The 21,715-nt window shown below is 67.7% G+C and carries 22 protein-coding genes and 5 pseudogenes; 19 read left to right on the plus strand and 8 right to left on the minus strand.

Annotated features, from left to right (window positions below):
• Window positions 1-10: 10 nt before the first annotated feature.
• Together GNX96_RS13955 and GNX96_RS51650 are read right to left on the minus strand one after the other, a co-directional pair.
• Window positions 11-733: a phosphatase PAP2 family protein gene (locus tag GNX96_RS13955; protein WP_163568415.1), complete on the minus strand. Its 723-nt coding sequence runs from the start codon at window positions 731-733 to the stop codon at window positions 11-13.
• Between the two features lie 268 nt (window positions 734-1,001).
• Window positions 1,002-1,145: a hypothetical protein gene (locus GNX96_RS51650; protein WP_279580297.1), complete on the minus strand. Its 144-nt coding sequence runs from the start codon at window positions 1,143-1,145 to the stop codon at window positions 1,002-1,004.
• Between GNX96_RS51650 and GNX96_RS67205 the strand changes: the two genes are divergently transcribed.
• The 13 genes from GNX96_RS67205 (at window position 1,112) to GNX96_RS14020 (ending at window position 11,510) form a co-directional block, all read left to right on the plus strand.
• The gene (locus GNX96_RS67205) at window positions 1,112-2,413 is read left to right on the plus strand and encodes a DUF1800 family protein (protein WP_279580372.1); all 1,302 of its coding nucleotides are present in this window, start codon (window positions 1,112-1,114) and stop codon (window positions 2,411-2,413) included. The genes GNX96_RS51650 and GNX96_RS67205 overlap by 34 nt on opposite strands.
• Entirely contained in the window at window positions 2,319-3,548 is a 1,230-nt protein-coding gene (locus GNX96_RS13965) for a DUF1501 domain-containing protein (protein ID WP_163568416.1), read from the plus strand. The genes GNX96_RS67205 and GNX96_RS13965 overlap by 95 nt, the downstream gene beginning before the upstream one ends.
• 22 nt (window positions 3,549-3,570) lie before the next feature.
• Window positions 3,571-4,254 (plus strand): response regulator transcription factor, encoded by a 684-nt coding sequence (locus GNX96_RS13970; RefSeq protein WP_163568417.1) that lies wholly within the window; start codon window positions 3,571-3,573, stop codon window positions 4,252-4,254.
• On the plus strand, window positions 4,251-4,544 hold the full coding sequence (locus tag GNX96_RS13975; RefSeq protein ID WP_163568418.1) for a hypothetical protein: 294 nt from the start codon (window positions 4,251-4,253) through the stop codon (window positions 4,542-4,544). Before GNX96_RS13970 ends, GNX96_RS13975 begins: the two co-directional genes overlap by 4 nt.
• Entirely contained in the window at window positions 4,531-5,697 is a 1,167-nt protein-coding gene (locus tag GNX96_RS13980; RefSeq protein WP_279580298.1) for a sensor histidine kinase, read from the plus strand. Before GNX96_RS13975 ends, GNX96_RS13980 begins: the two co-directional genes overlap by 14 nt.
• A gap of 19 nt (window positions 5,698-5,716) precedes the next feature.
• Window positions 5,717-5,917: a hypothetical protein gene (locus GNX96_RS13985; protein ID WP_163568420.1), complete on the plus strand. Its 201-nt coding sequence runs from the start codon at window positions 5,717-5,719 to the stop codon at window positions 5,915-5,917.
• 2 nt (window positions 5,918-5,919) lie between these two features.
• The gene (locus tag GNX96_RS13990; RefSeq protein ID WP_279580299.1) at window positions 5,920-6,231 is read left to right on the plus strand and encodes a type II toxin-antitoxin system VapC family toxin; all 312 of its coding nucleotides are present in this window, start codon (window positions 5,920-5,922) and stop codon (window positions 6,229-6,231) included.
• A gap of 153 nt (window positions 6,232-6,384) precedes the next feature.
• Entirely contained in the window at window positions 6,385-6,774 is a 390-nt protein-coding gene (locus GNX96_RS13995; protein WP_163568404.1) for a hypothetical protein, read from the plus strand.
• A gap of 441 nt (window positions 6,775-7,215) precedes the next feature.
• The gene (locus GNX96_RS14000) at window positions 7,216-9,441 is read left to right on the plus strand and encodes a glycosyltransferase (RefSeq protein ID WP_163568421.1); all 2,226 of its coding nucleotides are present in this window, start codon (window positions 7,216-7,218) and stop codon (window positions 9,439-9,441) included.
• A complete protein-coding gene (locus tag GNX96_RS14005; RefSeq protein ID WP_163568422.1) occupies window positions 9,438-9,746 on the plus strand; it encodes an alpha/beta fold hydrolase in 309 nt (102 codons plus the stop codon). Before GNX96_RS14000 ends, GNX96_RS14005 begins: the two co-directional genes overlap by 4 nt.
• Entirely contained in the window at window positions 9,692-10,180 is a 489-nt protein-coding gene (locus GNX96_RS14010; RefSeq protein WP_163568423.1) for an alpha/beta fold hydrolase, read from the plus strand. Before GNX96_RS14005 ends, GNX96_RS14010 begins: the two co-directional genes overlap by 55 nt.
• On the plus strand, window positions 10,165-10,347 hold the full coding sequence (locus GNX96_RS14015) for an alpha/beta fold hydrolase (protein WP_163568424.1): 183 nt from the start codon (window positions 10,165-10,167) through the stop codon (window positions 10,345-10,347). Before GNX96_RS14010 ends, GNX96_RS14015 begins: the two co-directional genes overlap by 16 nt.
• Before the next feature lie 29 nt (window positions 10,348-10,376).
• A complete protein-coding gene (locus GNX96_RS14020; protein ID WP_279580300.1) occupies window positions 10,377-11,510 on the plus strand; it encodes a glycosyltransferase in 1,134 nt (377 codons plus the stop codon).
• Here the strand turns inward: GNX96_RS14020 and GNX96_RS51655 are convergent.
• Complete coding sequence (locus GNX96_RS51655) at window positions 11,446-12,087, minus strand: AlkA N-terminal domain-containing protein (RefSeq protein ID WP_313885672.1); 642 nt, start codon at window positions 12,085-12,087, stop codon at window positions 11,446-11,448. The two genes, GNX96_RS14020 and GNX96_RS51655, sit on opposite strands and share 65 nt — an antisense overlap.
• A gap of 133 nt (window positions 12,088-12,220) precedes the next feature.
• Window positions 12,221-12,616, minus strand: a pseudogene (locus tag GNX96_RS63470) (Ada metal-binding domain-containing protein); the annotation flags it as partial.
• A 142-nt stretch (window positions 12,617-12,758) separates the two neighbouring features.
• Here GNX96_RS63470 and GNX96_RS14030 point away from each other — a divergent pair.
• From GNX96_RS14030 to GNX96_RS51670, 5 genes and pseudogenes are all read left to right on the plus strand, one after another.
• Window positions 12,759-13,055: a putative quinol monooxygenase gene (locus GNX96_RS14030; protein ID WP_163568425.1), complete on the plus strand. Its 297-nt coding sequence runs from the start codon at window positions 12,759-12,761 to the stop codon at window positions 13,053-13,055.
• Between the two features lie 57 nt (window positions 13,056-13,112).
• Window positions 13,113-13,903: pseudogene (locus GNX96_RS14035) on the plus strand (isocitrate lyase/PEP mutase family protein).
• A 52-nt stretch (window positions 13,904-13,955) separates the two neighbouring features.
• Window positions 13,956-14,974, plus strand: a pseudogene (locus GNX96_RS14040) (aldo/keto reductase).
• Window positions 14,975-14,985: 11 nt separating this feature from the next.
• Window positions 14,986-15,345: a TetR/AcrR family transcriptional regulator gene (locus GNX96_RS51665; protein ID WP_279580302.1), complete on the plus strand. Its 360-nt coding sequence runs from the start codon at window positions 14,986-14,988 to the stop codon at window positions 15,343-15,345.
• Window positions 15,299-15,562 (plus strand): hypothetical protein, encoded by a 264-nt coding sequence (locus GNX96_RS51670; protein ID WP_279580303.1) that lies wholly within the window; start codon window positions 15,299-15,301, stop codon window positions 15,560-15,562. The genes GNX96_RS51665 and GNX96_RS51670 overlap by 47 nt, the downstream gene beginning before the upstream one ends.
• Here the strand turns inward: GNX96_RS51670 and GNX96_RS14050 are convergent.
• Window positions 15,547-16,482, minus strand: coding sequence for a DNA-3-methyladenine glycosylase family protein (locus tag GNX96_RS14050; RefSeq protein WP_163568426.1), 936 nt, complete (start codon window positions 16,480-16,482; stop codon window positions 15,547-15,549). The genes GNX96_RS51670 and GNX96_RS14050 overlap by 16 nt on opposite strands.
• Before the next feature lie 181 nt (window positions 16,483-16,663).
• On the opposite strand from GNX96_RS14050, the gene GNX96_RS14055 reads away from it, so the two are divergent.
• Entirely contained in the window at window positions 16,664-17,740 is a 1,077-nt protein-coding gene (locus GNX96_RS14055) for a glycoside hydrolase family 3 N-terminal domain-containing protein (protein ID WP_279580304.1), read from the plus strand.
• A 60-nt stretch (window positions 17,741-17,800) separates the two neighbouring features.
• Here the strand turns inward: GNX96_RS14055 and GNX96_RS14060 are convergent.
• The 3 genes and pseudogenes from GNX96_RS14060 to GNX96_RS14070 form a co-directional block, all read right to left on the minus strand.
• A pseudogene (locus GNX96_RS14060) lies at window positions 17,801-20,146 on the minus strand (glycoside hydrolase family 65 protein).
• A 111-nt stretch (window positions 20,147-20,257) separates the two neighbouring features.
• Window positions 20,258-20,899: pseudogene (locus GNX96_RS14065) on the minus strand (HAD-IA family hydrolase); the annotation flags it as partial.
• A 27-nt stretch (window positions 20,900-20,926) separates the two neighbouring features.
• The gene (locus tag GNX96_RS14070; protein ID WP_163568428.1) at window positions 20,927-21,328 is read right to left on the minus strand and encodes an anti-sigma factor antagonist; all 402 of its coding nucleotides are present in this window, start codon (window positions 21,326-21,328) and stop codon (window positions 20,927-20,929) included.
• Window positions 21,329-21,715: the final 387 nt, after the last annotated feature.

Here is a 21,715-nt window from a genome sequence, read left to right on the forward strand (position 1 = left end):
CTCGGGAACGTCACCTTCGCGTGGGGATGGAGCCTTGCGGGGGTGACGTTTTCGGGGTCAGTCGCGCACGGTGAGGAACACGACGGCGAGGATGACGGTCAGCCAGGCCGCGCCGAACAGGAAGCCGCCGAGCACGTCGGTCAGCCAAATGCGCGCCCAGGTAGAGCCTGCTGGTGGCGATCATCAGCACCAGCGCGGCGGCGGCCGCCACCACCGCGATCCGGGCCCAGCGCGCCCGTACCATCAGGCACCCGAGGTAGGCGAGCACGCCGTACGTCGCGACCGACAGCAGCGTGTGGCCGGACGGGTACGCATACCCAGTCACCTGAGTCAGCCAGTCCAGCTCCGGCGGCCGTGCCCGGTGGATCAGGAGTTTGGCCATATTGCTGGAAATCTCGGCACCGGTCAGGGTAGCCGCCACCAGCGCGACCGGCCACAGCGAGCGCAGCCGCCAGCTCGCGAGGGCCGTTACCACGAGCGCGACCACATACAGCCCTACGCCCGCGCCGAGGCTGGTGGCTAGTTCGAACACGCTGGTCAGCGGGCCGGTCCGGTGGCCCAGCGCGTACCCGAGAACAGGCCGGTCCCAGTCCGCTATCCCGCTGGCCTGGCGGATCGAGTGCAGCAGCACCGCGGCGAAGCCGCCGGCGAACACCACCACCGCCGCGATGATGCCGGCCGCGACCACCTGCCCGGGTTCGGGCCGCCGGCCCTTGACGACGAGGTGCTGCATGGTTCGACTCTAGGTCGCGTTTCCCAACCCCAGGTCGCCAAGACCCACGGCTGCCTGACTCTTGGGTCGTGTTTGCGCACTCCAGGTTCTGCCAGCCGGCCGCGGGTTGGGGTTGGGGTACCCGCGGCCGGCTGGGATCAGGGCCTTGGCCCCTCATCGTCTAGACGCACGACGGTAGGTGGGAGGTTGCGTCCAAACCCAGACCTGGCACGAATCCGTTCTTTGCATTCCTCGAACATTCGGGCGCCAGAGTGGGCGGCATGGGAGCTCAGATCAGCGCGAGAGCGGCAGTCAGCCGGTTGCTGCGGCGGACCGGCTTCAACGCGCCAGGCCAGGCCGTCGATGCGGCGGTGACCAGCGGGTTCGCGGCGACTGTGGATCGCGTGCTGGCCGCCCCACCATCGACCGGCACGCAGCCTCCGAGTTTTCGCCGCACTCACCGCGCCGGGGAAGGGGGACAAGGCGGCTCGGCAGACGTACGCGAAGCAGCTGAAGGCGCAGACCGAGCAGCTGGTGCTGTGGTGGCTGGATCGGATGGTGGCCGCCGACCAGCCGTGGGTGGAGAAGCGCACGCTGCTCTGGCACGGGCACTGGGCGACCTCGGTGAAGAAGGTGAAGTCGCCGGCCGCGATGGTGGCACAGAACCAGACCGAGCGGCAGCTCGGTGGCGCGGATTTCGGGGCTTTCGCGAAGCAAATGGTACGCGACCCGGCGCTGATGATCTGGCTGGACGCGAGCGGCAACACCGCGAAGGCGCCAAACGAGAACCTCGCCCGCGAGCTGATGGAGCTTTTCACGCTCGGAGTCGGGCACTACTCGGAAAATGACGTGCGGCAGGCCGCGCAGGCGCTGACCGGGTGGCGAGTGGATCGCAAGGCCGCCATCATGACCGCGACTTTTGCCGCGCAGCGACACGCCAGCGGGCCGCAGACGATTCTCGGCACGACCGCGGACTTCACCGACCAGACCCTGGTGGATCTGCTGGTCAGCAGGCCCGATTCGGCGCCTTATCTGGCCACTCGGATGTGGGGGTGGTTGGTCGCTCCTACCCCGCCAAGCGCGTCCAGCCTGGCCCGGATCACCAGTGCGTACGGGCCAAAACGCGACCTGACCGCGATGTTTCGGGCGATCTTCAGCGATCCGGCCTTTCTCGATGCGGACAGCGTGATCGAAAAACAACCGATCGACTACGCCGTGGGGATGTTCCGTGACCTGAAACTGCGTCCGTCCACAGTGGGACAAGAAGCTCCAGTCCGGCCTGCTTCGGGGGCTGGCCGGGCTGGGACAGGTGCCGTTCGATCCGCCGAATGTCGGCGGCTGGCCGACCGGTGGCGCCTGGCTGACCACGTCGGCCGCGCAGGCTCGGATCAAGCTCGCCGAGTCGCTGGCCAAGGCCGCCGATCTCAAGGCGCTGTCGGCGCAAAGCGTCAGCCAGCGGCCCGCGTACGTGGCCGCGATGCTCGGCGTCGATGCCTGGACCGCTCGTACCCAGGGCGTGCTTTCCAGCGCTGCCAGCGATCCGGCCGAGCTTCTCACGCTGGCGCTGGCCGCGCCCGAATACATCGTCAGTCGCTGAAGGGGAACCATGGACACGTTGACACGCCGCAAGTTCCTGCTCGCGAGCGGAGTGACCGCCGGTGTCGCGCTGGTGGGCGGCGCCACCGCGGTGACGCTGCATGAGGTGATGGCCGCGGCGGAGGCGAATCCACTGCCGGGCGACGCTTCGGTGCTCGTTCTTGTCACGCTTTACGGCGGAAATGACGGGCTGAACACGGTCATACCGGCCGGCGATCCGGTTTATCACAGCTCGCGGACGGATCTCGCGTACGAGGAGAAGGACGTGTTGCCGCTCGCCGACGGGCTCGGTCTGAACCCGTCGATGAAGGGGTTCAAAACGTTGTGGGACAGCAAAAAGCTGGCGATCGTACGTGGAGTGTCCTATCCGAAGCCGGATCACAGCCACTTTCGCTCGATGGCGATCTGGCAGACCGCCTCGCCGACCAGCCCGCTGCCCACCGGCTGGCTGGGCCGGTGGCTGGACGCGAACGGCCGGGATCCGTTGAAAGCGATCGCGATCGGGTCGACGCTGCCGCCGCCGCTGCTCGCCGGCGCCGAGGTGGCCGGTGCGGCGCTGCCGCTCGGTGGCATCACCATCCCGTCAGCCCTGCATTCGCCGGTGCAGTCGATGGGTCGGACCGACCCGGCCGACCCGGCGTTGGAAGCCCGGGCCGCCGGCTCGATGACGGATCTTCTCCGGGTGGAACAAACTTTCGCCGCCGCACACACCGCGAAGTCGGAGCCGCCGGACGACCCGGAGCGGCCCACCGATGGCAACTCCGGCGGCGGGCAGGGCGCGTTGGGCGCGCAACTCGACGTGGTGGCGCGATGTATAGCGGCGAATGCGCCCACTCGTGCGTACAGCGTCAGCAGCCTGGGCGGTTTTGACACGCACTCCAACGAAAAAGGCACCCAGTCCAAGCTGCTCGGTGAGTTGGACAGCGCGGTCAACGGATTCCTCGGCAAGGTCAAGGGAAAGCAGGTCGTGGTCGCGGTCTATTCCGAATTCGGCCGCCGAGTGGCCGCGAATGCCAACCAGGGCACCGATCACGGCACCGCCGGCCCGGTTTTCATTGCTGGCGAACCAGTCGCCGGCGGCTTCTACGGCGACGAACCAAGCCTCGCGAAACTGGACGACGGTGACCTGGCCGCGACGACGGACTTCCGGGATGTGTACGCGACGCTGGTCGGCAAGGTGTTGGGCACCGATCCGGGCCAGATCCTGGGCGCCGGCCGGCAACAGCTCGCGTTCCTGTGACGGCCGTGCGTACGCTCACGCCGTGACCACGGAGTCCAGCAAGGGGCTCGTCCTGCTGGTCGAGGACGAGCGGCCGATCGCCGACCTGCAGCGGATGTATCTGCGCCGGGACGGATTCGGTGTGCACATTTGCGCCGATGGCCGGTCCGGGCTGTCCGCGGCTCGTACCCTGCACCCGGTCGCGATCGTGCTCGACATCCGGCTGCCCGAGCTGGATGGACTGGAGGTCTGCAAAGCGCTACGCGCGGATGGCAATCGGACGCCGATCCTGTTCGTCACCGCGCGTGACGACGAGGCCGACCGGATCCTCGGCCTGGAGATGGGCGCCGACGACTACCTGACCAAGCCGTTCTCGCCACGGGAGCTGGTCGCCCGCGTCAAGGCGGTCCTGCGGCGCGGCGCCGACGCCTGGCCGCCGCCCATCCTGACGAATGGCCTGGTCAGCACGGATGTGGCCGGTCGGGGAGTGCGGGTCGGGGAGGCCGGTGTGGAGCTGACGGCGACCGAGTTCGACCTGCTCGCGCACCTGCTCCGCAGGCCCGGCCAGGTCTTCTCTCGCGAGCAGCTGCTCGCGCAGGTCTGGGGGCACGCCGGGCCGGGCAGTCGTACGGTCGACGTGCATGTCGCCCAGCTGCGCTCCAAACTCGGCGACGCGTGCCCGATCCGTACTTTCCGTGGCGTCGGCTACGGCGTCGACCGCCCATGAGGACACTGCCCACACTGAAGACGCTCGGTTTCCGGATCGGCCTGGTCACCACGGCCGTCGCGGTGGTGTGCCTGCTGGTCGCCGCGATCGTCTCGTACCCGCTGATCCGGTCCGCCGCGGAAACTCAGGCCCGCCGCCAGTTGGCCCGCCAGGCCACCCTGGTCGCCGGCCTGAACCCGCAGCGCACCGCCTCGGCGAAGGTGCGCCAGCTGTTGTCCAAGGCTGGCACCAAACTGACGATCGCGTTGCCCGGCGGCGAGGTGCGCGCGCGAGGTGTTGCCGGCCGCTGACATGAAGGCTTTGCTGGCTGGGCAGGCATTTTCCCGGGTCGAGACGGTCGATGGTGAGCGCTCGTACGTGGAAGGCCGGCCGCTGGACGACGGCGGCGGGCTCGCGCTCGTACAAGTGGCAAGCCTCGCGCCAAAGGATCAGGACGAGTTCCTGTGGCGAGAGCTGGTCGCCGCCCTCGCCGGCCTGTTGGTGGCCGTCGCCGCCGGCGTACTTTTGGCCCGAAGACTGGCAAGACCGCTGCGGTTGACCTCAGCTGGCGCCCGCCGGATGGCGGCTGGCGAGCGGTCCGTACGGGTGACGCCGAGCGGCCCGGTCGAGGTCGCCTCGGTGGCCGAAGCGGTGAATTCGCTGGCCGGTGCGCTGGAGGTGAGCGAGCGCCGGCAGCGCGACTTTTTGCTTTCCGTATCACATGAACTGCGTACGCCCCTGACCACCATCCGCGGGTTCGCCGAGGCTCTGTCCGATGGCGTTGCTGACGACGCGGTAGGCACCGGCCAGATCATGCTGACCGAGGCGCAGCGGCTGGACCGGCTGATCGGCGACCTGCTCGACCTCGCCCGGCTGCAGGCCCAGGACTTCCGGATCGACCACGCGCCCACCGACCTCGCCGAGGTCGTCCGCGCCGCCGCCCAGGTCTGGTCCGCTCGCTGCACTGCCGCCGGGCTGGTTTTCCGGTTGGAGGCAGCCGATTCACCTGTCGTCGTACGCACCGATCCGGGCCGTGTCCGGCAGATTGTCGACGGCCTCGCCGACAACGCCCTGCGCGCCACCCCCGCCGGCGCCATGATGGTCATCGCGCTGCGCGTCGAACCGGGTTCCGCGGTGCTGGAAGTCCGCGACGGCGGCCCCGGCCTGAACCCGGAAGACCTCGCGGTGGCCTTCGAGAAGTCGGTGCTGACCGAGCGTTACCGCGGACAACGCCCCGGCGGCACCGGCATCGGTCTCGCCCTGGTCCGCGGCCTCGTCGTACGCTCGGCGGCGGCACCATCACCGCCAGCACCGCCCCCGAAGGCGGCGCGCCCGCTTCACCATCCACCTCCCCACCCCCTGACCACCCTCGCGAGGGTGACGTTTCAGGGTCGGAATGCCCCGTTTCTCACCCCACAACGTCGCCCTCGCGTCGTCCATACCTTCACCCCGGATCAGGGCTGAAGGCGGTAAACTCGCGAATATGAGTGGCGAACGCGACGAGCTGGCTCGCCTGGTCCAGGAGTTGCCGGACGAGCAGGTACCCAAGGCGCTTGAAGAGGTCCGCGGGCGGTTGCGTCCCGCGCGCCAATGGCCGCCGGCCTGGTTCGGTATAGCCCCCGGTGACGGCACCGACATCGCAGCCCGCAGCGAAGACGTCCTTGCTGAGGGCTTCGGTCGGTAAGTGTGCTCATCTGCGACACCGGCCCGCTGGTGGCGGCCGCATTGTTCAAAGACGCGGATCATCATCGATGTGTCGAACTGTTTACCGGCATGCACCTGGCCAACCGCAGGCTAATCATGCCGACGACCGTAGTTGCTGAGGTGGGATATCTCTTGGCAACCAAAGCCGGGCCGCGGGCCGAGGCCGCGTTTCTGGGCGCCTTGTCTGAAGGGGACTTCGAAACAGCTGAACTGCGCAGCAGTACTACGCGCGGATGGCTGAGCTGGTCGCGCAGTATGGCGACTTGCCGCTGGGCACCACGGATGCCTCCGTAATCGCACTGGCCGAGCGACTCGGCGTGCGTGAAGTCGCCACCCTTGACCTGCGTCACTTCACGGTCGTACTGCCGCAACACGTTGAGGCGTTACGCTGCTGCCGGAGTAGGCCGCGGCGAAGTCCATACTGGGCGGATGCCGGTGGTGGGGTTGATGGGACGGGCGTTTCGGGAGATTTACCACGTCATCCGGGGGACCAGCCCGACGCATCTGCATCTACGCGAGCGGCTCGGCTTCCTGCTCATCCTGAGTGTGGTGGTGGACCTCGTCGCGAGCGTGCCGATCATGTTTGTCGAGATGGGCGCGCAGGGTAGCCAGATCCACTCGTACGGTGACGCGCTGTTCTGGACGACCGGGCAGCTGCTGACGGTGTCGTCCAACCTCGCCAACCCGATCAGCCCGGCGGCCCGGGTGATCGACCTCATCTTGGAGTTCTACGCGATCACCGTGGTCGCCACGGTAGCCGGCTCGATGGGTGCGTTCTTCCACCGCCGGGGCATGGAACGCCAACCGCTGCCGCCGGAGTCCGTTGATCGCAGCTGACAATTTTGTTGGGGAATGCTGGTGAATTCGTCGTTAACCTCATTCCCGGCCGGCGTCCAGAGTGGACATACTTAGTCTCAAGGATGATTGACCAGCGGACTCTCCACCTTTAGGGGTAGTGCGGGGTAGCACCTCCGGGTGGCGAGACCGGGGGTGGTTTGGCCTATTCTCTGTTGTAGAGCCGGTTCGGCGATGTAGCCGATTCACCGCTGAACGGCCGGGCAGTGGGGAGGCTGGCCGTGGCGCGAATTCTCAGCAGTCGCTCAGCTACGTCTCAGCGTCCCGGGCATAAGGTTAATTCGCGCCTTAGGTGTCGCCAACGTGAAGTCCCGACCGATGGCGACCTTAGGTTGTCACCGGTTGTTCATAACCAGGCAAAGTTGGGGCAGTGAACATGAAGTCGACGATGACGACCGCCGCCCGGTACGGATGTAGCCGCAGATGACCGCAATCACTGGTGTCGCCATTCTCCTGGCCGCCTTCGGCGCGTGCTGTTACGCGGCCGGCGCCTGGTTGCAGCACGGCGCGGTCGGGGAGGTCAGCGGCGAGAACAAGCTTGGTGCCGCCGGTCTCCTGCACCTCTTGCGGACACCACGGTGGCTGCTCGGTCTCACGGTGATCGTCGGTGGGGTCGTCTCGCATCTGCTCGCGCTCGGGTTCGCGCCGCTGACCATCGTGCAGCCGGTCGGTGCGCTCGCGTTGCCGTTGACCGTGCTTTTGTACGCGCGATCCAGCCGCGGCCGGCTCGGTCACCGGGCCACCGCCGGGATGGTGGCCACGGTCGCCGGCCTGCTGCTGTTCGTGCTGGTCGCGGCCAACGGCGCGACCTCCACCGTGGTGGGTGCGGACGCCGAGACCCGGGCCACCCAGCTGGTCGGCCTGGGGCTGGGCGTGCTCTGCCTGGTCAGTCTGCTGGCCAAGGGCAACGTGCGGTGCGTGGCGCTGGCCACCGGCGCCGGCATCGGATACGGCTATGTGTCACTGCAGATGCGCAGCATCATGCAGGGGTTCGGCACCGAGGGCATCACCGGCATCCCGCTGCTGTCCGTGCTCTTCCTGGTGTTGTCGCTGGTGGTCGTCGGCGTGATCATGTTGCAGCTGGCGTATTCCAGCGGTCCGCCCGACCTGGTCGTCGCGTGCCTGACCGTGGTCGACCCGCTGGTCGCGGTGGGCCTGGGCATCGGGGTGCTCGGTGAAGGCGTACGCAACAACGTGTGGATCATCACCGGTGAGGTCGTCGGCGCGCTGGCGGCCTGCGTCGGGGTGGCGATCCTGGCCCGCTACCACCCGGAGCGGCTGCGCCGGCTGGAGCACAAGGACGAGCCCACCGGATCGTCGTCGTTGGCGACCGCCGCGCTGCTCGGGCTGACCGAACGCAAGCTGCGGATCCTGATCGCCGCCGCCGACACCTTCCCGCCGGACATCAACGGCGCCGCCCGGTTCGGTTCCCGGCTGGCCCGCGGCATGGTCGAGCGCGGCCACGAGGTGCACGTGGTGTGCCCGTCGCGGACCATCCACGACGAGGTGACCGACTACCACGGCGTCACGGTGCATCGGATCGGCTCGTACCCGACGACCTGGTTCCACCCCACCTTCCGGCTCACCCCGGTCTGGCGGATCCATCCGGCCACCGCTCGGCTGCTGGACACGGTCAAGCCGGACGTGGTCCACATCCAGTCGCACTTCCTGTTCGGCAGCGCGCTGCTGAGCCAGGGGCCCAAGCGCGGCATCCCGGTGGTCGCCACCAACCACTTCATGCCGGAGAACCTCTACGGTTCGCTGCACCTGCCCCATTTCGTACGGGGAATGGCCGGCCGGCACCTGTGGCGGTCGGTGATCCGGCGCTACATCCGCGCGCAGGTGGTCACCGCGCCGACCGCGCGGGCGGTCGAGCTGCTGCACGACAACGGCTTCCCGGCGATCGCGATCCCGGTCTCCTGCGGCATCGACGTCGATGTCTATAAGCGCCACGCCGACGAGTTCAAGGCAGCACATCCGGAGCCGCGGCCGCCGATGGTGACGTTCGTCGGTCGCCTCGACGAGGAAAAGCGGATCGACGAGCTGATCCGGGCGCTCGGCCGGATCGAGCTGCCCGAGCCGCCGCACCTGACCGTGGTCGGCAGCGGTGCCTGCCGGCAGCCGCTGCAGGCACTGGCCGCCGAGCTGGGGCTCGCCGACCGGGTGCACTTCACCGGCCTGGTGACCGACGAGGAAGTCCGTGACGCGTACGCGGCGGCCGACGTGTTCTGCATGCCGAGCATCGCCGAGCTGCAGAGCATCGCCACCATGGAGGCGATGTCGTCGGGCAAGCCCGTCGTCGCCGCCGACGCGATGGCGTTGCCGCACCTCGTACGCCCGGGCGAGAACGGCTGGCTCTTCGAGCCCGGTGACGTGGACGGCCTCGCTCGCCGGTTGCAGGAGCTGCTCGGCGACCCCCTGCTGCGGGCCACCTTCGGTGCCGCCAGCAGCCGGATCATCGCCAGCCACGACATCGCCACCGTGCTCAGCACCTTCGAAGACATCTACCGCGCGGTCATCGACGGCTCGCCGGCCGACCTGGTCGAGCAGCTGATCGCCGGTTCCGGTGTCTCCCGTGCCGCGCTCCAGCCGGCCGCCCGGATCAGCCTGCGCAGCCAGCTGGCCCGGCTGTCCGGCCGGGCCAGGTGACCACCGTCCCGGCTGTGCCCAGGGCGGATGGCGTACGGGCCTCGGTGCCGGCGACCGCGGTCGTGGATGGTGCGCAGGTGCGCTATTGGACGTATTATCCGACTCCGCGCCTGGACGGTCATTCGCCGGTGATCGTGATGGTGCACGGTTTTCGCGGCACCCACCAGGGTTTGGAGCTGATCGCCGGAAACCTGTCGGAATTCCAGGTGGTCAGCCCGGACCTGCCAGTTTTTTTGGTGCCTCGCCGCCGATGCCGGGCCGCAAGCACGATGTCGCCGGCTATGCGACGGTCATCGCGGGCCTGATCCGGCAGCTGGCGGTCGGGCCAGTGGTGCTGCTCGGACATTCCTTCGGCTCCATCGTGGCCGCTCGCATCGCGGCCACCGAGCCATCGCTGGTGAGTTCGTTGATTTTGGTCAATTCGTTGGCGACGCCGGTGCCGGCGCGTGGCGGACCGGGTCGGCTCGGGTTGCGGCTCGCTTCCGCGTATTATCGCCTCGCGGCCGCCGCGCCACCCCGTGCCGGTCACGTTCTGTTGGCCAGCAAGGCTTTCACGCTCTCGATGAGCGCGGCGATGGCGGTCACCCGCGATCGTGAGCTACGCAAGGACATTCACCGCCGGCATTTACTGCATTTCAGCGATTTCCACAATCGCCAGCTGTTGGTGGAGGCCTTTTCCGAGGTCGGCGAAGCGGGCGTCGGCGATTATGCCGCCGCATTTCGATGCGGACGTTGTTGATCGCCGGCGAGCGGGACCGGATGGCGCCGCCGGCTGGCCAACGCTGGTTGTTGCCGCAGTTGGCCGATGGCCAGCTGCGTACGATTTCCGGGGTCGGTCACCTCGTCCACTACGAAAAGCCAGCCGCCGCGGCCGCGTTGATCCGTGAATTCCTGGCATCATCGTGAATGTCTTCTTTGACGCGCGGTGGACGCGGATGGACACCCACGACGGCATCAGCCGTTATGGTGCCAGCCTGCTGGAGGCTTTCAGCCGGATCCACCCAGTGACCATGATCATCCACGACCAGCGACAGCTCGCGCTGTTGCCGGATGTGCCGTACGTGCAGCTCAACAACCCGATCTCGGTCCGCGAGTTTTTCTTTTCCAGCAAGCTGAACAAGCTCGGCGCCGACGTGGTTTTCAGTCCCATGCAGGTGATCGGCAGCCTCGGCCGGCGCTTCAAGCTTATCCTCACCCTGCATGACCTGATCTACTACCGGCATCGTCAGCCGCCGGGTTTCCTTCCGCTGCCGGTGCAGCTCATTTGGCGGCTTTATCACCTGACGTACACGCCACAACGGCTGCTGCTCAACCGCGCGGACGCGGTCGCCACGGTGTCCTCGACCAGCCGCGATCTCATTCTTGAGCACCGGCTGACTCGCCGCCCAGTCGAGGTTGTCTACAACGCGCCGCAGCCCGGGTTGGGTGGCACGGCCGCGGTAGAGCCGACGAAAGACCTGGTCTACATGGGGTCTTTCATGGAATACAAGAATGTCGAGACTTTGGTCGCGGGCCTGGAATTTCTGCCCGGCCACACTTTGCATCTGGTCAGCCGGATCAAGCCGCAGCGCGAAGCGCAGCTGCGCGCACTCGTACCCGCCGGTGCCGAGGTGGTTTTCTGGCATGGCATCAGCGATCAGGACTATCACCAGCTGCTCAAATCCGCCGCCGCGCTGGTCACCGCCTCCAAAGACGAGGGCTTCGGGTTGCCGATCATCGAGGCGATGGCGCTGGGCACCCCGGTCGTCTGCAGCGAGCTCCCAGTTTTTTCCGCGAGGTCGCCGCCGACGCGGCCGCCTTCTTCGACCCGGACTCACCTCGCTCGTACGCCTCGGCCGTCCAATCCGTCACTGCACCGGCCCGCCCGCCGCCGCCCTCGCTATCGCCGGCCGGACCCGCGCCGCCGCCTTCTCGTGGGACTCCTCCGCCCAGCACCTCCTGTCCCTCATCACCACTCTCAGCGACTGACCTCTGCTCGCGTAACCACGGCGAGAGTGGGACGGGTTAGGGGAGGTGGTGGCCGAGGCGGGTGGCGATGTGGTGGGCGGCTGGTACGCCGAGGCCGCTGACGGCGGTGAGCGTACGTACGAGGTCGGGCAGCGGCAGGGCGCAGTCAAGCACCACCGTGCCGGCAGCGACCGCGGTGGCGAGGGACCGCAGCGTCTGCGCCGTACGGCGGGGGAGGTCGACGGCGGTGAGGTCGGCGCCGGCCACCAGGTCGGCGACGGACGGGAAGAGGTGCGTGAGGCCGTGCGTGAGGCCGCCGACCGGCTGGCCGAGGTGCCGGGTCAGGGTGCCCATCCGGGTACGTGCCCGCGCGAGGCCGCAGTGCTGCGCGACGATCGCATGTGCGGCGATTTCGAACGCGCCCCAAGCACCCGGGCCGGTCGTCGGGTCGGCGAGCCCCACCATCCGGCCAGCGCGTTCGACGACGTGGATGAGGCCTTCCCAGTACGGCAGGTGGGCCTGCAACAACAGACAACTTTCGTTGCCGGGCCGCACTTCCAGCACACCTGGCCCGCCGTCGAGGCTGATCGTACGTCGGTAGACGCCGTCCTGCACCGACTCCACTCCGGGAATGGCCCGCTCCGCAAGGAAAACCTGGACGTTGTCCCAGTCGTACGGCGGCTGGAAGGGCAGCCGCAGGGTGAGTCCGCCATCGGCCGCGAGCCGGTCGGACCGGCGTCGGCGGTTGCGTAGTTCTTTTGGTGAGGAACGAAACTTCGCGAATGTCCCGGTTGAACTGGCGTAGGCTCCCGAAACCGGACGCGAAAGCCACTTCCGCGACGGTCAGGTCGGAGTCGTCCAACATTCGGCGAGCGAAGTGGGCGCGTCGGGAGCGAGCCAGCTGGTCGGGCGTGACGCCGAGGTGGGCGAGGAAAATCCGCCGCAAATGCCGTGCCGACAAGGCGAGCCGGGCAGCCAGATCCGCCTCGGTGCCGTCGTCCAGTGCGCCGTCGATGATGAGCTGCACCGCGCGGCACACCAACTCCGGCGAATCGGTGCTGATGGGGCCGGCCACTCGATAGGGCCGGCAGCGCAGGCAGGCCCGGAAACCGGCCACCTCGGCCGCGGCCGCCAGCTCGAAGGTCCGCACGTTCTCGGCCAGCGGCTTCGCGCCGCACCCGGGCCGGCAGTAGATCCCAGTGGTCACCACCGCCGAATATGTCGTCACGTTTCTCAGGTATAGGCGTACGACGGCCGGCGCGCTAGCCGTATTCGGACATCGTCATCGTGTCCGAATGTGGCGAGACTTCGGCCGGTCCCGAGACGATGCTTCTCGCTGTCAGCAGTTCGCCAAACCGAAAAGGATTTCCGTGCTTATCAAGGTGTTTCCCATCGAACTCAAGCCCGGTAACCAGGCCGCGGCCGAGGCCATCGTCCAGGAGTTCGCGCCCAAGGGCCCGGCGCAGGAGCCCGGGTTGCGGTCGTTCCGGGTCTACCGGGATCCGGCCCGGCCGGACTATTTGCTCTTCGTTGAGCATTTCGCCGACCAAGCGGCGTACGATGCCCACACCGGCTCGGCCGCGTACAAGGAGCTGATCGCCGGCCAGTTCGCCGACCTGATCGTGGAGTTTGTGGAAATCGACCACGAACTACTCGTCAGTCTCTGAAAAACTTGGCACCGCGCTGGAAAGCGCGGTGCCTTTTCTGGACCGGAGAACCACGAAATGAATCAGCGAGACAAAGCCAGGATTTTTCGCGACCTGCACAGCGGGCCGGTTTTGGTGCTGCCCAACGCATGGGATGTGGCGTCCGCCCGGCTGGTCGAACGGGCCGGCGCGGCGGCGGTCGCGACCACCAGTGCCGGGGTGTCCTGGAGCCTGGGCGCGGCGGACGGTGGGAACCTCGACCGTACGTCCGCGATCGAGGCGATCGCGCGCATCAGCGACGCGGTCGACGTGCCGGTCACCGCTGATATCGAAGGCGGCTACAGCCAGCACCTCGACGAGCTGGCCGCGGTCGTACGCGCGGTGGTCGCGGCCGGTGCCGTCGGGGTGAACTTCGAGGACAGCGCCTCGGGGGGGCGCTGCTCAGCGTCCAGGACCAGAGCGCTCGCCTCGCGGTCGTCCGAGAGGCGGCCGGATCGGACCTCTTTGTCAATGCCCGTACCGATGTCTACCTGTTCGGCGCCGGCACCGTCGACGAGACCCTGCACCGGGCGCAGGCCTACCTGGCCGCCGGCGCCGACGGCATCTTCGTGCCGGGAGCCGCCGACGCGACCACCATTGGCAAGCTCGTCAACGGCATCGCCGGGCCGCTCAACGTGATGGTCGGCCCTGGCGCGCTCACCGTCGGCGAACTCGCCGACCTCGGGGTGGCCAGGGTCAGCGTCGGCCAGGCGATCGCCCAGGCCGCGTATGCCCTGACCAGCCAAGCCGCCACCGAGTTGGTCACCTCCGGCACGTACGACACTCTCGCCGACGGCCTCCCGTACGCCACTCTCAACGCCCTCTTCTGACATCCCGCCGCGTGACAACTGACAGAGATTGAAATCTGTCAGTTGTTATGCGATGCTGGTGACAGATCATCACCAGGAGGCGGCTGTGCAGAAGCGTGGATTGGGTACGAATGGGCCGCGGGTATCAGCGGTCGGGCTCGGGTGCATGGGGATGTCCGGCGTTTACGGGTCCGCTGACGACGACGAGAGCGTGGCCACGATCCACGCGGCGCTGGACGCTGGCGTGACGGTGCTCGACACCGGCGATTTTTACGGTGGGGCCACAATGAGCTGCTGGTCGGCCGGGCGCTGAAGGGGCGGCACCGCGAAGACGCGGTGATCAGCGTCAAATTCGGCATGCTGGGCAGGCCAGGCGGCGGCTGGGGAGGGTTCGATGGGCGGCCGGCCGCGGTCCGGAATTTCGTGGCATATTCCCTCAACCGGCTCGGCGTGGACTACATCGACATTTATCGGCCGGCCCGGCTGGACCCGGCGGTGCCGGTCGAGGAGACGATCGGCGCCATTTCCGAACTGGTGGACGCTGGCTACATCCGTCACATCGGGCTTTCCGAGGTCGGCGTCGAGACGATTCGGCGGGCGCAGGCGGTGCACCCGATCGTGGACCTGCAAATCGAGTATTCGCTGCTGTCGCGCGCAATAGAGGACGAGATCCTGCCTACCTGCCGGGAGCTGGGCATCGGCATCACGGCGTATGGGGTGCTTTCCCGTGGCCTGCTTTCCGGGCAGTATTCGGCCGGCAGCTCCGGCGATTTCCGTGCTCACAGCCCGCGGTTCCAGGGCGAGAACCTGGACCACAATCTCCGGCTGGTCGATGAACTCCGCGTCGTCGCGCAGGCCAAGGAGGCGACGGTGGCGCAGATCGCGATCGCGTGGGCGCTGCATCGCGGTGACGACATCGTGCCGGTGATCGGTACGCGCCGGCGTATCCGACTGGCCGAGTCGCTGGCCGCGCTGGACATTTCGTTGGACGCCAACGATCTGGAGCGGATCGAGAAGGCCATCCCGGCCGGCGCGGCGGCCGGGGACCGCTACCCGACGGCGTCGATGGCCATGTTGGACAGCGAAAAGTGAATGAGACCGCGTTGACGGCGGAGCAGATCCTGACAGCCACTGAGGACGTGCTTCGCCGGTACGGGCCGGGAAAGGCGACCGTGGTCGACGTGGCCCGCGAGTTGAATGTCAGCCACGGCAGTGTTTACCGGCATTTTCCCAGCAAAACGGCGATGCGCGAGGCGGTCACCCGGCGCTGGCTGGACCACGCGTGCGCCGGGCTCACCGAGATCGTCGAGCGAGATGGTCCGGCGGCGGACCGGTTGGACCGCTGGCTGCTCGCTCTCTTCTTGGCAAAGAAAGGAAAAAGCGGCAGCGGACCCCGCACTGTTCGCGACCTATGCGGTGTTGGCCGACCATTCCAGCGAAACCGTCGTCGAACATTTGCGTGATTTGGTGGCGCAGCTGACGACCATCATCGTGGACGGGATCGGCCGCGGTGAGTTCGCCGAAACGGATCCATCCACCGCCGCGCAGGCGGTGTTCGACGCGACCGTGGTTTTCCGCAGTCCACTGCATTCCTGGCGGTGGACCATCCCCACCATCGATGCCGAGTTCGCCGCCGTACGAAAGGTGATCCTCAACGGCCTGGTTCAGTGCCGTCGGTGATCCTGGATGGTCATCCGCGGCCCCCGGCGCGGCGGATGGGCGGCCGGCGTCAGTTCCAGCAGTCGTACGACCCGATAGCGATGCGGACGCCACGATTCCAGCAGCTCGACCATGCCGTCGTCGTCCAAAGGCTTGCCAGTCAAGGCGTATCCCACGATTTTGCAGGTGTGATAGTCACCGACGGACAGCGAGTCGGCGTCGCCGAGCGCCCTGCTGGCCACCTCGGCGGCCGTCCACAGCCCTACCCCGGGAATGGACCGCATTCGACGATAAGCGTCTTCCATCGGCAAACCAACGCATTCCTCCAGCCGGTTCGCGACCCGCGCGCAGGTCACCACCGTCCGCGACTGGGGCGGTTCGACGCCGGCCCGGTGCCAGTCCCACGACGGAATATGCCGCCATTGCTCGGAAGTGGGCATGACCACCATGCCGGCCGGCGCCGGACCCGGCGCGGCGTCGCCGTACTTTCTCAGCAGCCAACGAAAAGCACTGTGCGCCTGCTTTCCGGTGATCTTTTGCTCGAGGATCGCCGGGATCAGCGCTTCCATCACCCGCCCGGTCCGCGGCACCCGCAGGCCCGGATGGCGCGCGTACGCGTCACGCAGGAGTGGATGGCGCGGGTCGAAGCCGGCCGGGTCGTCCCGGCCGCCCAGCATGTCCGGCAGCGAGGCGACGACCTCCTCTGCGCCAAGGCCCCAGGCCTCACAGGTCACCTCGTGCAGGCCGCGCTGGGTGAGCCGGAAAGTCGCCGGCCCGGCGGGCATCCGGCTGGTGCGCCACAACGACCCGTCGGTCGCGTACCGATGGCACGGGTCCGCGCCGCCACGCACCATCGAGCCGAGCGTCATCCGTACGTCCACCGGCAGCTCCGGCCGCCATGTGGTGACCGCGACAGGCGTTCGTACGACGGAAGCGGTCACTCCCGGAGTGTATGTCCCGTCCGTGCGCTGTCCCTGATGGGGCGATGTGGACAGTAAAATGTGAATAAATGTTTGTATATTTCGGCAGACACAGGTTTTGTGTGAGTCAATTACCCGCTTTAATAGCCCCATGACACGGCATTGGGCACGGTGGGTAATCGCATCGGCGTCGGCCCTGACGGTGGTCGCGGCCTGTACGTTCGCCAGTTCTCCGGCGCACGACGCAAGCGCCACGACACGTCCGAAGGTCCATCTGACAGTTCAACAGGAGGCTGGTCAGCGGATCATCTACTCGTACGCGGGCCTCACTCCGCCCGCGGCGCTCCTGCAGGCGATCAAGGCCGGCCAGGCCGCCGGGGTGATCTTCTTCAAGCCGAACATCTCCAGTCCCAGCCAGATCGCTTCGGTCATCACGCAACTGGTCCAGGCGCAGCAACAAAGTCCGGTTTCGCAGCCGTTGCTGCTGATGACGGACCAGGAGGGCGGCCAGGTCCGCCGGTTGCCCGGTGAGCCGTCGCTGTCGGAAAAGCAGATCGGCGCGTCCTCGAACAGCCTCGCGCTGGCCAGCCAGGCCGGCACCGGCGCGGCCAACACCCTGCACGGCGTCGGCATGAACGTGAACCTCGCGCCGGTGCTCGATGTTTTCCGTACGCCGGGCAACTTCATCGACGAGTATGGCCGTTCTTACAGCCAGGACTCGGCGAAGGTCGGGCCGCTCGGCAAGAACTTCATCGTCGCTCAGCAGGCGCTCAAGGTCGCCGCCACCGCGAAGCATTTCCCGGGGCTCGGCGCGGCCACCCAGAGCCAGAACACCGACCTCGGGCCGGTCACCCTCAACGTGCCGATGTCGACGCTGCGCGGCGCGGATGAGGTGCCTTACGGTGCGGCCATCACCGCCGGCGTCAAGCTGATCATGACCTCGTGGGCCGTCTACCCGGCGCTTGACGCGAACCGACCCGCCGGCTTGTCGACCACCGTCGTACAGAACGAACTGCGTGCTCACATGGGCTTTCGGGGCGTGACAATCACCGACGCGATCGAGGCCGGCGCCCTCAAGTCGTACGGCACGACAGGGCAACGCAGCGTGCTGGCCGCGCAGGCCGGCATGGATCTGGTGCTGTGCTCGGCGCAGGACGTGACCCAGGGCCAGCAGGCCACCACCGCACTCGCCGACGCCCTGCAGTCCGGCCAACTCCCGGCCGCCGACTTCACCGCCGCCGTCGACCGCATCACCGCCCTCCGCGGCAGCCTCGCGTGACCTCGCCGTAGTCCCGTTGCTTGCGCGAGTCGCAAGCAACGGGCGTTGCGGACAAAGGCGCTACCGGAGGTGGCGGGGCTGCGGGGAGCGGCCGGCGGGTTGGTGCACTGGGCGGGTGGGCGGTGCGGGTGGGATGGGCAGCGAGACCGGGGTGTCGGGTAGCAGGTCCTGGACCGTGCCGTGGTGGCGGATAGTGATCTGGTCGCCGTCCAGCGCGGTGTAGGTGGCCGACTCGGCGCCGACTTCGACGCGGATCGGTGTTTCCCTTATGCACACCCGAAAAGCGAAGCCGTCCAGCCCAGGTGGCAACCGTGGCGCGAAACACACGCCGTCGTCGGTCACCCGGAGGCCGCCGAAACCGGCGACCAGCGCGGTCCAGCCGCTCGCGAGCGCGGCGATGTGCAGGCCGTCGGCGGTGTTGTGTTCCAGGTCGTCGATGTCCATCAGGGCGGCTTCGCCCACATACGCGTACGCCAGTTCCACCTGCCCGACCTCGACCGCCAGCACCGCCTGGGTGCCGGCCGAAAGAGAGGAGTCCCTTACTGTTATCGCTTCGTAGTAAGCGAAATTCCGGGTCTTTTCGTCGTCGGTGAAGGCGTCTGGCCGGTGCTGCATGGCCAGTACGAGGTCGGCCTGCTTCACCACGGCCTTGCGGTAGAGGTCGAAATACGGATAGTGCAACAGTAACGGATAGCAGTCGTTTTTCTCGAAATCCCACGGCTGGTGGCCGGTGAAGCCGTCGGACTGTGGGTGCACCCCAAGTTTTTCGTCGTAGGGCACGTACATCGTGGCCGCCGCGTCCGCCCAGCCGGCGATCTCCAGCGCGGAGACCTCAAGTTCCTTTGCGCGTACCGGAAACTTGCGAGCCACCTCGGCCGCGGCGCGCAGGTTCTGTTGCGCCATCAGGTTGGTGTAGACGTTGTTGTCGGCGATCGCGCTGTATTCGTCCGGGCCGGTCACCCCGTCGATCCGGAACCGGCCGTCCCGGCCGCGATGGCCCCAGCGACGACCAGAGCCGCGCGGTGTGGACGAGCAGCTCAATGCCGTAGCTGGACATGAAGTCGGCGTCGCCGGTCACCCGGCAGTAGTTCAGTACGGCGGCCGCGATGTCCGCGTTGATATGGAAAGCGGCCGTGCCGGCCGGCCAGTATCCAGAGCATTCCGCGCCGTCGATGGTCCGCCATGGGAAGGCGCTGCCGGCGAATCCGAGCTGCTGCGCCCTTTCCAGCGCGGCCGGCAGGGTGCTGTGCCGCCACCGCAGGGCGTGTTTGGTGGCCGCCGGATAGGTCAACGTGAGGACGGGGAGCACGAAAGTCTCGGCGTCCCAGAACGTGTGCCCGTCGTAGCCAGGACCGGTCAGCCCCTTCGCTGGCACCGCCCGTCCCTCGCCGCGCGCGGATGCCTGCAGAACATAAAAGTCCGAAACCGGACCGCTTGCTGCAACTCCAGGTCGCCATCCAGGCGTACGTCCGCGTTGCTCCAGAAGCCAGCGAGGAATTCTCGCTGTGCCTCGCAAAGACCCGGCCAGCCGGACTTGCGGGCCAGCGTGAGAGCGGCCTGCAGCTGGTCGCGGATGGCTGGCAGCGACCGGGTCCCGGACCAGCCGTACGACACGTATTTCACCACTGTCAGCCGCTCGCCGGGCGCGAGCGTGGCCGACACCATCGTGCGGGCCACGTCGTGGAACGTGGTCGACTCCATCGACGTGTCCGCCGGCCCGTCGACCTCGTGGTTCATCGCGGCACCCACCCGGATGCCGCTGCGTTCGGTCCGGTGCACCAGGTAGCCCGCCGCGTCCAGGCTGCCGCCGTCCTCCAGGATCAGCGCTTTTCCGAGCGCCGCGGCCGATCGCGGGTCGTTCGCGGCGACCGGCAGCTGCTCGTTGGCGACCAGCTCGGACTGCAACACGATCCGCACTGCCGTGTCGACCGCCTCGACCTGGTAGCGGATCGCCGCGATCGCCCGCTGCGGGAAGGACACCAGCCGCTGCGAGCTGACCCGGACGACCTGGCCGGCCGGCGACTCCCATTCGACCGTACGATCCAGAATCCCGGTCTGGAAGTCCAGCTCCCGGCGATGCGCGCGAAGCTCCCCGTACCGGATGTCGAAGGGCTCGTCGTCGACCAGCAGCCGCATCACCTTGCCGTTGATGACGTTCAGAATCGACTGGCCGGACTCCGGATAGCCGAAGCCGGCTTCCGCGTACGGCTGCGGGCGCAGCTCGTGGACGCCGTTCAGGTAGCTGCCGGGCAGGCCATGCGGTTCGCCCTCGTCGAGGTTGCCGCGCCAGCCGATGTGACCGTTGGACAGCGCGAAAAGTGACTCGGTCTGGGCCAGCACCGCAAGGTCCAGAGCGCTTTCCACCAGGCTCCAGGGCCGGACCTGGAAGGCAGGATGCCGGATCACGGGCCCTCGATCAGCTCGGCGAGATCGTTCACCACCACGTCGGGCGCCGTGTTTGCTCAGCTCGGCGGCTTGTCCGACACGGTCGACGCCGATCACGAAGCCGAACTGGCCAGCTCGGCCGGACTCGACCCCAGCCAGCGCGTCCTCGTACACCGCGGCTCGCGAGGGCGGCACACCCAGCTCCTTCGCGGCCGCCCAATAGGTGTCCGGGGCAGGTTTGCCGGCGAGCCCGCGCTCCCGCGCGACCACGCCATCGACGCGTACGTCCAGCAGGCCGTCGATGCCGGCCGCGACCAGCACGTCCTTGCAGTTCGTACTGGATGACACCACCGCCCGCCGCAGTCCGGCGGCGGCCGTCGCGCGCAAATAGCGGACCGAGCCGTCGTACGGTTCGACGCCGTCCTGGTGGATCTTCGCCAGCACCAGGTCGTTCTTGCGTACGCCAAGGCCGTGCACGGTTGGCGCGTCCGGCGAGTCGTTCGGGCCGCCGTCCGGCAGCTCGATGCCACGGGAGGCGAGGAATGACCGGGTGCCGTCGTCGCGCGGCTTGCCGTCCACATACCTGTCGTAGTCGTCAACCTGATCGAAGCCGACGAACCGCTGTCCGTGCTGGTCAGCCCAACCGCGGAGGAAGTCGTCGAACATCTGTTTCCAGGCGGCCGCGTGCACCTTCGCGGTCTGGGTGAGCACGCCGTCCAGGTCGAACAGGCAGGCCTGGATATGGTCGGGCAAGCCCAATCCGCGACTGGTCACGTGCTCAGGCTACGGCTCGTACGGACGTCAGGCAGCCTTGCGGGCTTCCTCGACTGTTTCGAAAAGCGCGAAAGTTGTGCGCAGCCCGGTCAGCTCCAGCAGCCGGCCGGTCGGGGACTGGCCGAGCACTAGCCGCAGTCGGGCGCCGTGACGATCGGCCAGCTGCTGCAACTCCACCAGGGCCTTAAGGCCGGCCGAGCCCATGAAGCTGACGCCGTCGAGGTCCAGCACCACCAGGATCTCACGGCCGGGCGGCAGCTGGGCCCCCACTTCGGCGGAGAACTGCGGTTCGGTGGCCATGTCCAGCTCTCCGGAGACCGTGACCACGGCCAGTCGGGGGCTGTCCTCGGCGACCGCCACGGCGAGTCCCGATCCGCCGATGCCGGAGTCCGGGGCATCGAGCCGCGGCGAGTGCGGCGCGTCGGTCATCGTCTGCTGCCTCTCCTTGGCGCTCGTTCTGTTCTGGTGGCGCCAGGCTACTCGGCCACCCAGCGCCGTGGTGACCCCGCGCCAACTCCGACGTTCGCTCGCTGTGGGGTAACGTGCTGTAACGGCTGATAGGCGACAGTCCACTCATCAAGCATTTATGTGGCAAAAGCCGCCATACCCTGGTTGTCTACGCCACCGGGTTTGGTCGCCGAGGGCGCCGCGCGGAGGCAGCGGCGGTGGTGGAAACACACCTGCCGTAGATGCAGCAAAGCCCCGGCCGCCACGGGGGGAGCGGTCGGGGCTGCGCTGCGTGATAAGCGTGACACGGCCACGGCCGGGACGCAATAGGGGAGGTCGAGAAGAAACCCGCAGAGCCAGTCGGATCCC

The sequence above is a fragment of the Fodinicola feengrottensis genome, from assembly GCF_010993775.1.
Lineage (GTDB): Bacteria > Actinomycetota > Actinomycetes > Mycobacteriales > HKI-0501 > Fodinicola > Fodinicola feengrottensis.

Excerpts from the sequence above, each read along its gene's own strand:
- GNX96_RS14020 (WP_279580300.1), top strand. The coding sequence starts at position 10,377 with ATGGACACCCACGACGGCATCAGCCGTTATGGTGCCAGCCTGCTGGAG.
- GNX96_RS14000 (WP_163568421.1), top strand. The coding sequence starts at position 7,216 with ATGACCGCAATCACTGGTGTCGCCATTCTCCTGGCCGCCTTCGGCGCG.
- GNX96_RS14070 (WP_163568428.1), bottom strand. The coding sequence starts at position 21,328 with ATGACCGACGCGCCGCACTCGCCGCGGCTCGATGCCCCGGACTCCGGC.
- GNX96_RS13965 (WP_163568416.1), top strand. The coding sequence starts at position 2,319 with ATGGACACGTTGACACGCCGCAAGTTCCTGCTCGCGAGCGGAGTGACC.
- GNX96_RS14015 (WP_163568424.1), top strand. The coding sequence starts at position 10,165 with ATGCGGACGTTGTTGATCGCCGGCGAGCGGGACCGGATGGCGCCGCCG.
- GNX96_RS13995 (WP_163568404.1), top strand. The coding sequence starts at position 6,385 with ATGGGACGGGCGTTTCGGGAGATTTACCACGTCATCCGGGGGACCAGC.
- GNX96_RS13985 (WP_163568420.1), top strand. The coding sequence starts at position 5,717 with ATGAGTGGCGAACGCGACGAGCTGGCTCGCCTGGTCCAGGAGTTGCCG.
- GNX96_RS13975 (WP_163568418.1), top strand. The coding sequence starts at position 4,251 with ATGAGGACACTGCCCACACTGAAGACGCTCGGTTTCCGGATCGGCCTG.
- GNX96_RS13955 (WP_163568415.1), bottom strand. The coding sequence starts at position 733 with ATGCAGCACCTCGTCGTCAAGGGCCGGCGGCCCGAACCCGGGCAGGTG.
- GNX96_RS14010 (WP_163568423.1), top strand. The coding sequence starts at position 9,692 with ATGCCGGGCCGCAAGCACGATGTCGCCGGCTATGCGACGGTCATCGCG.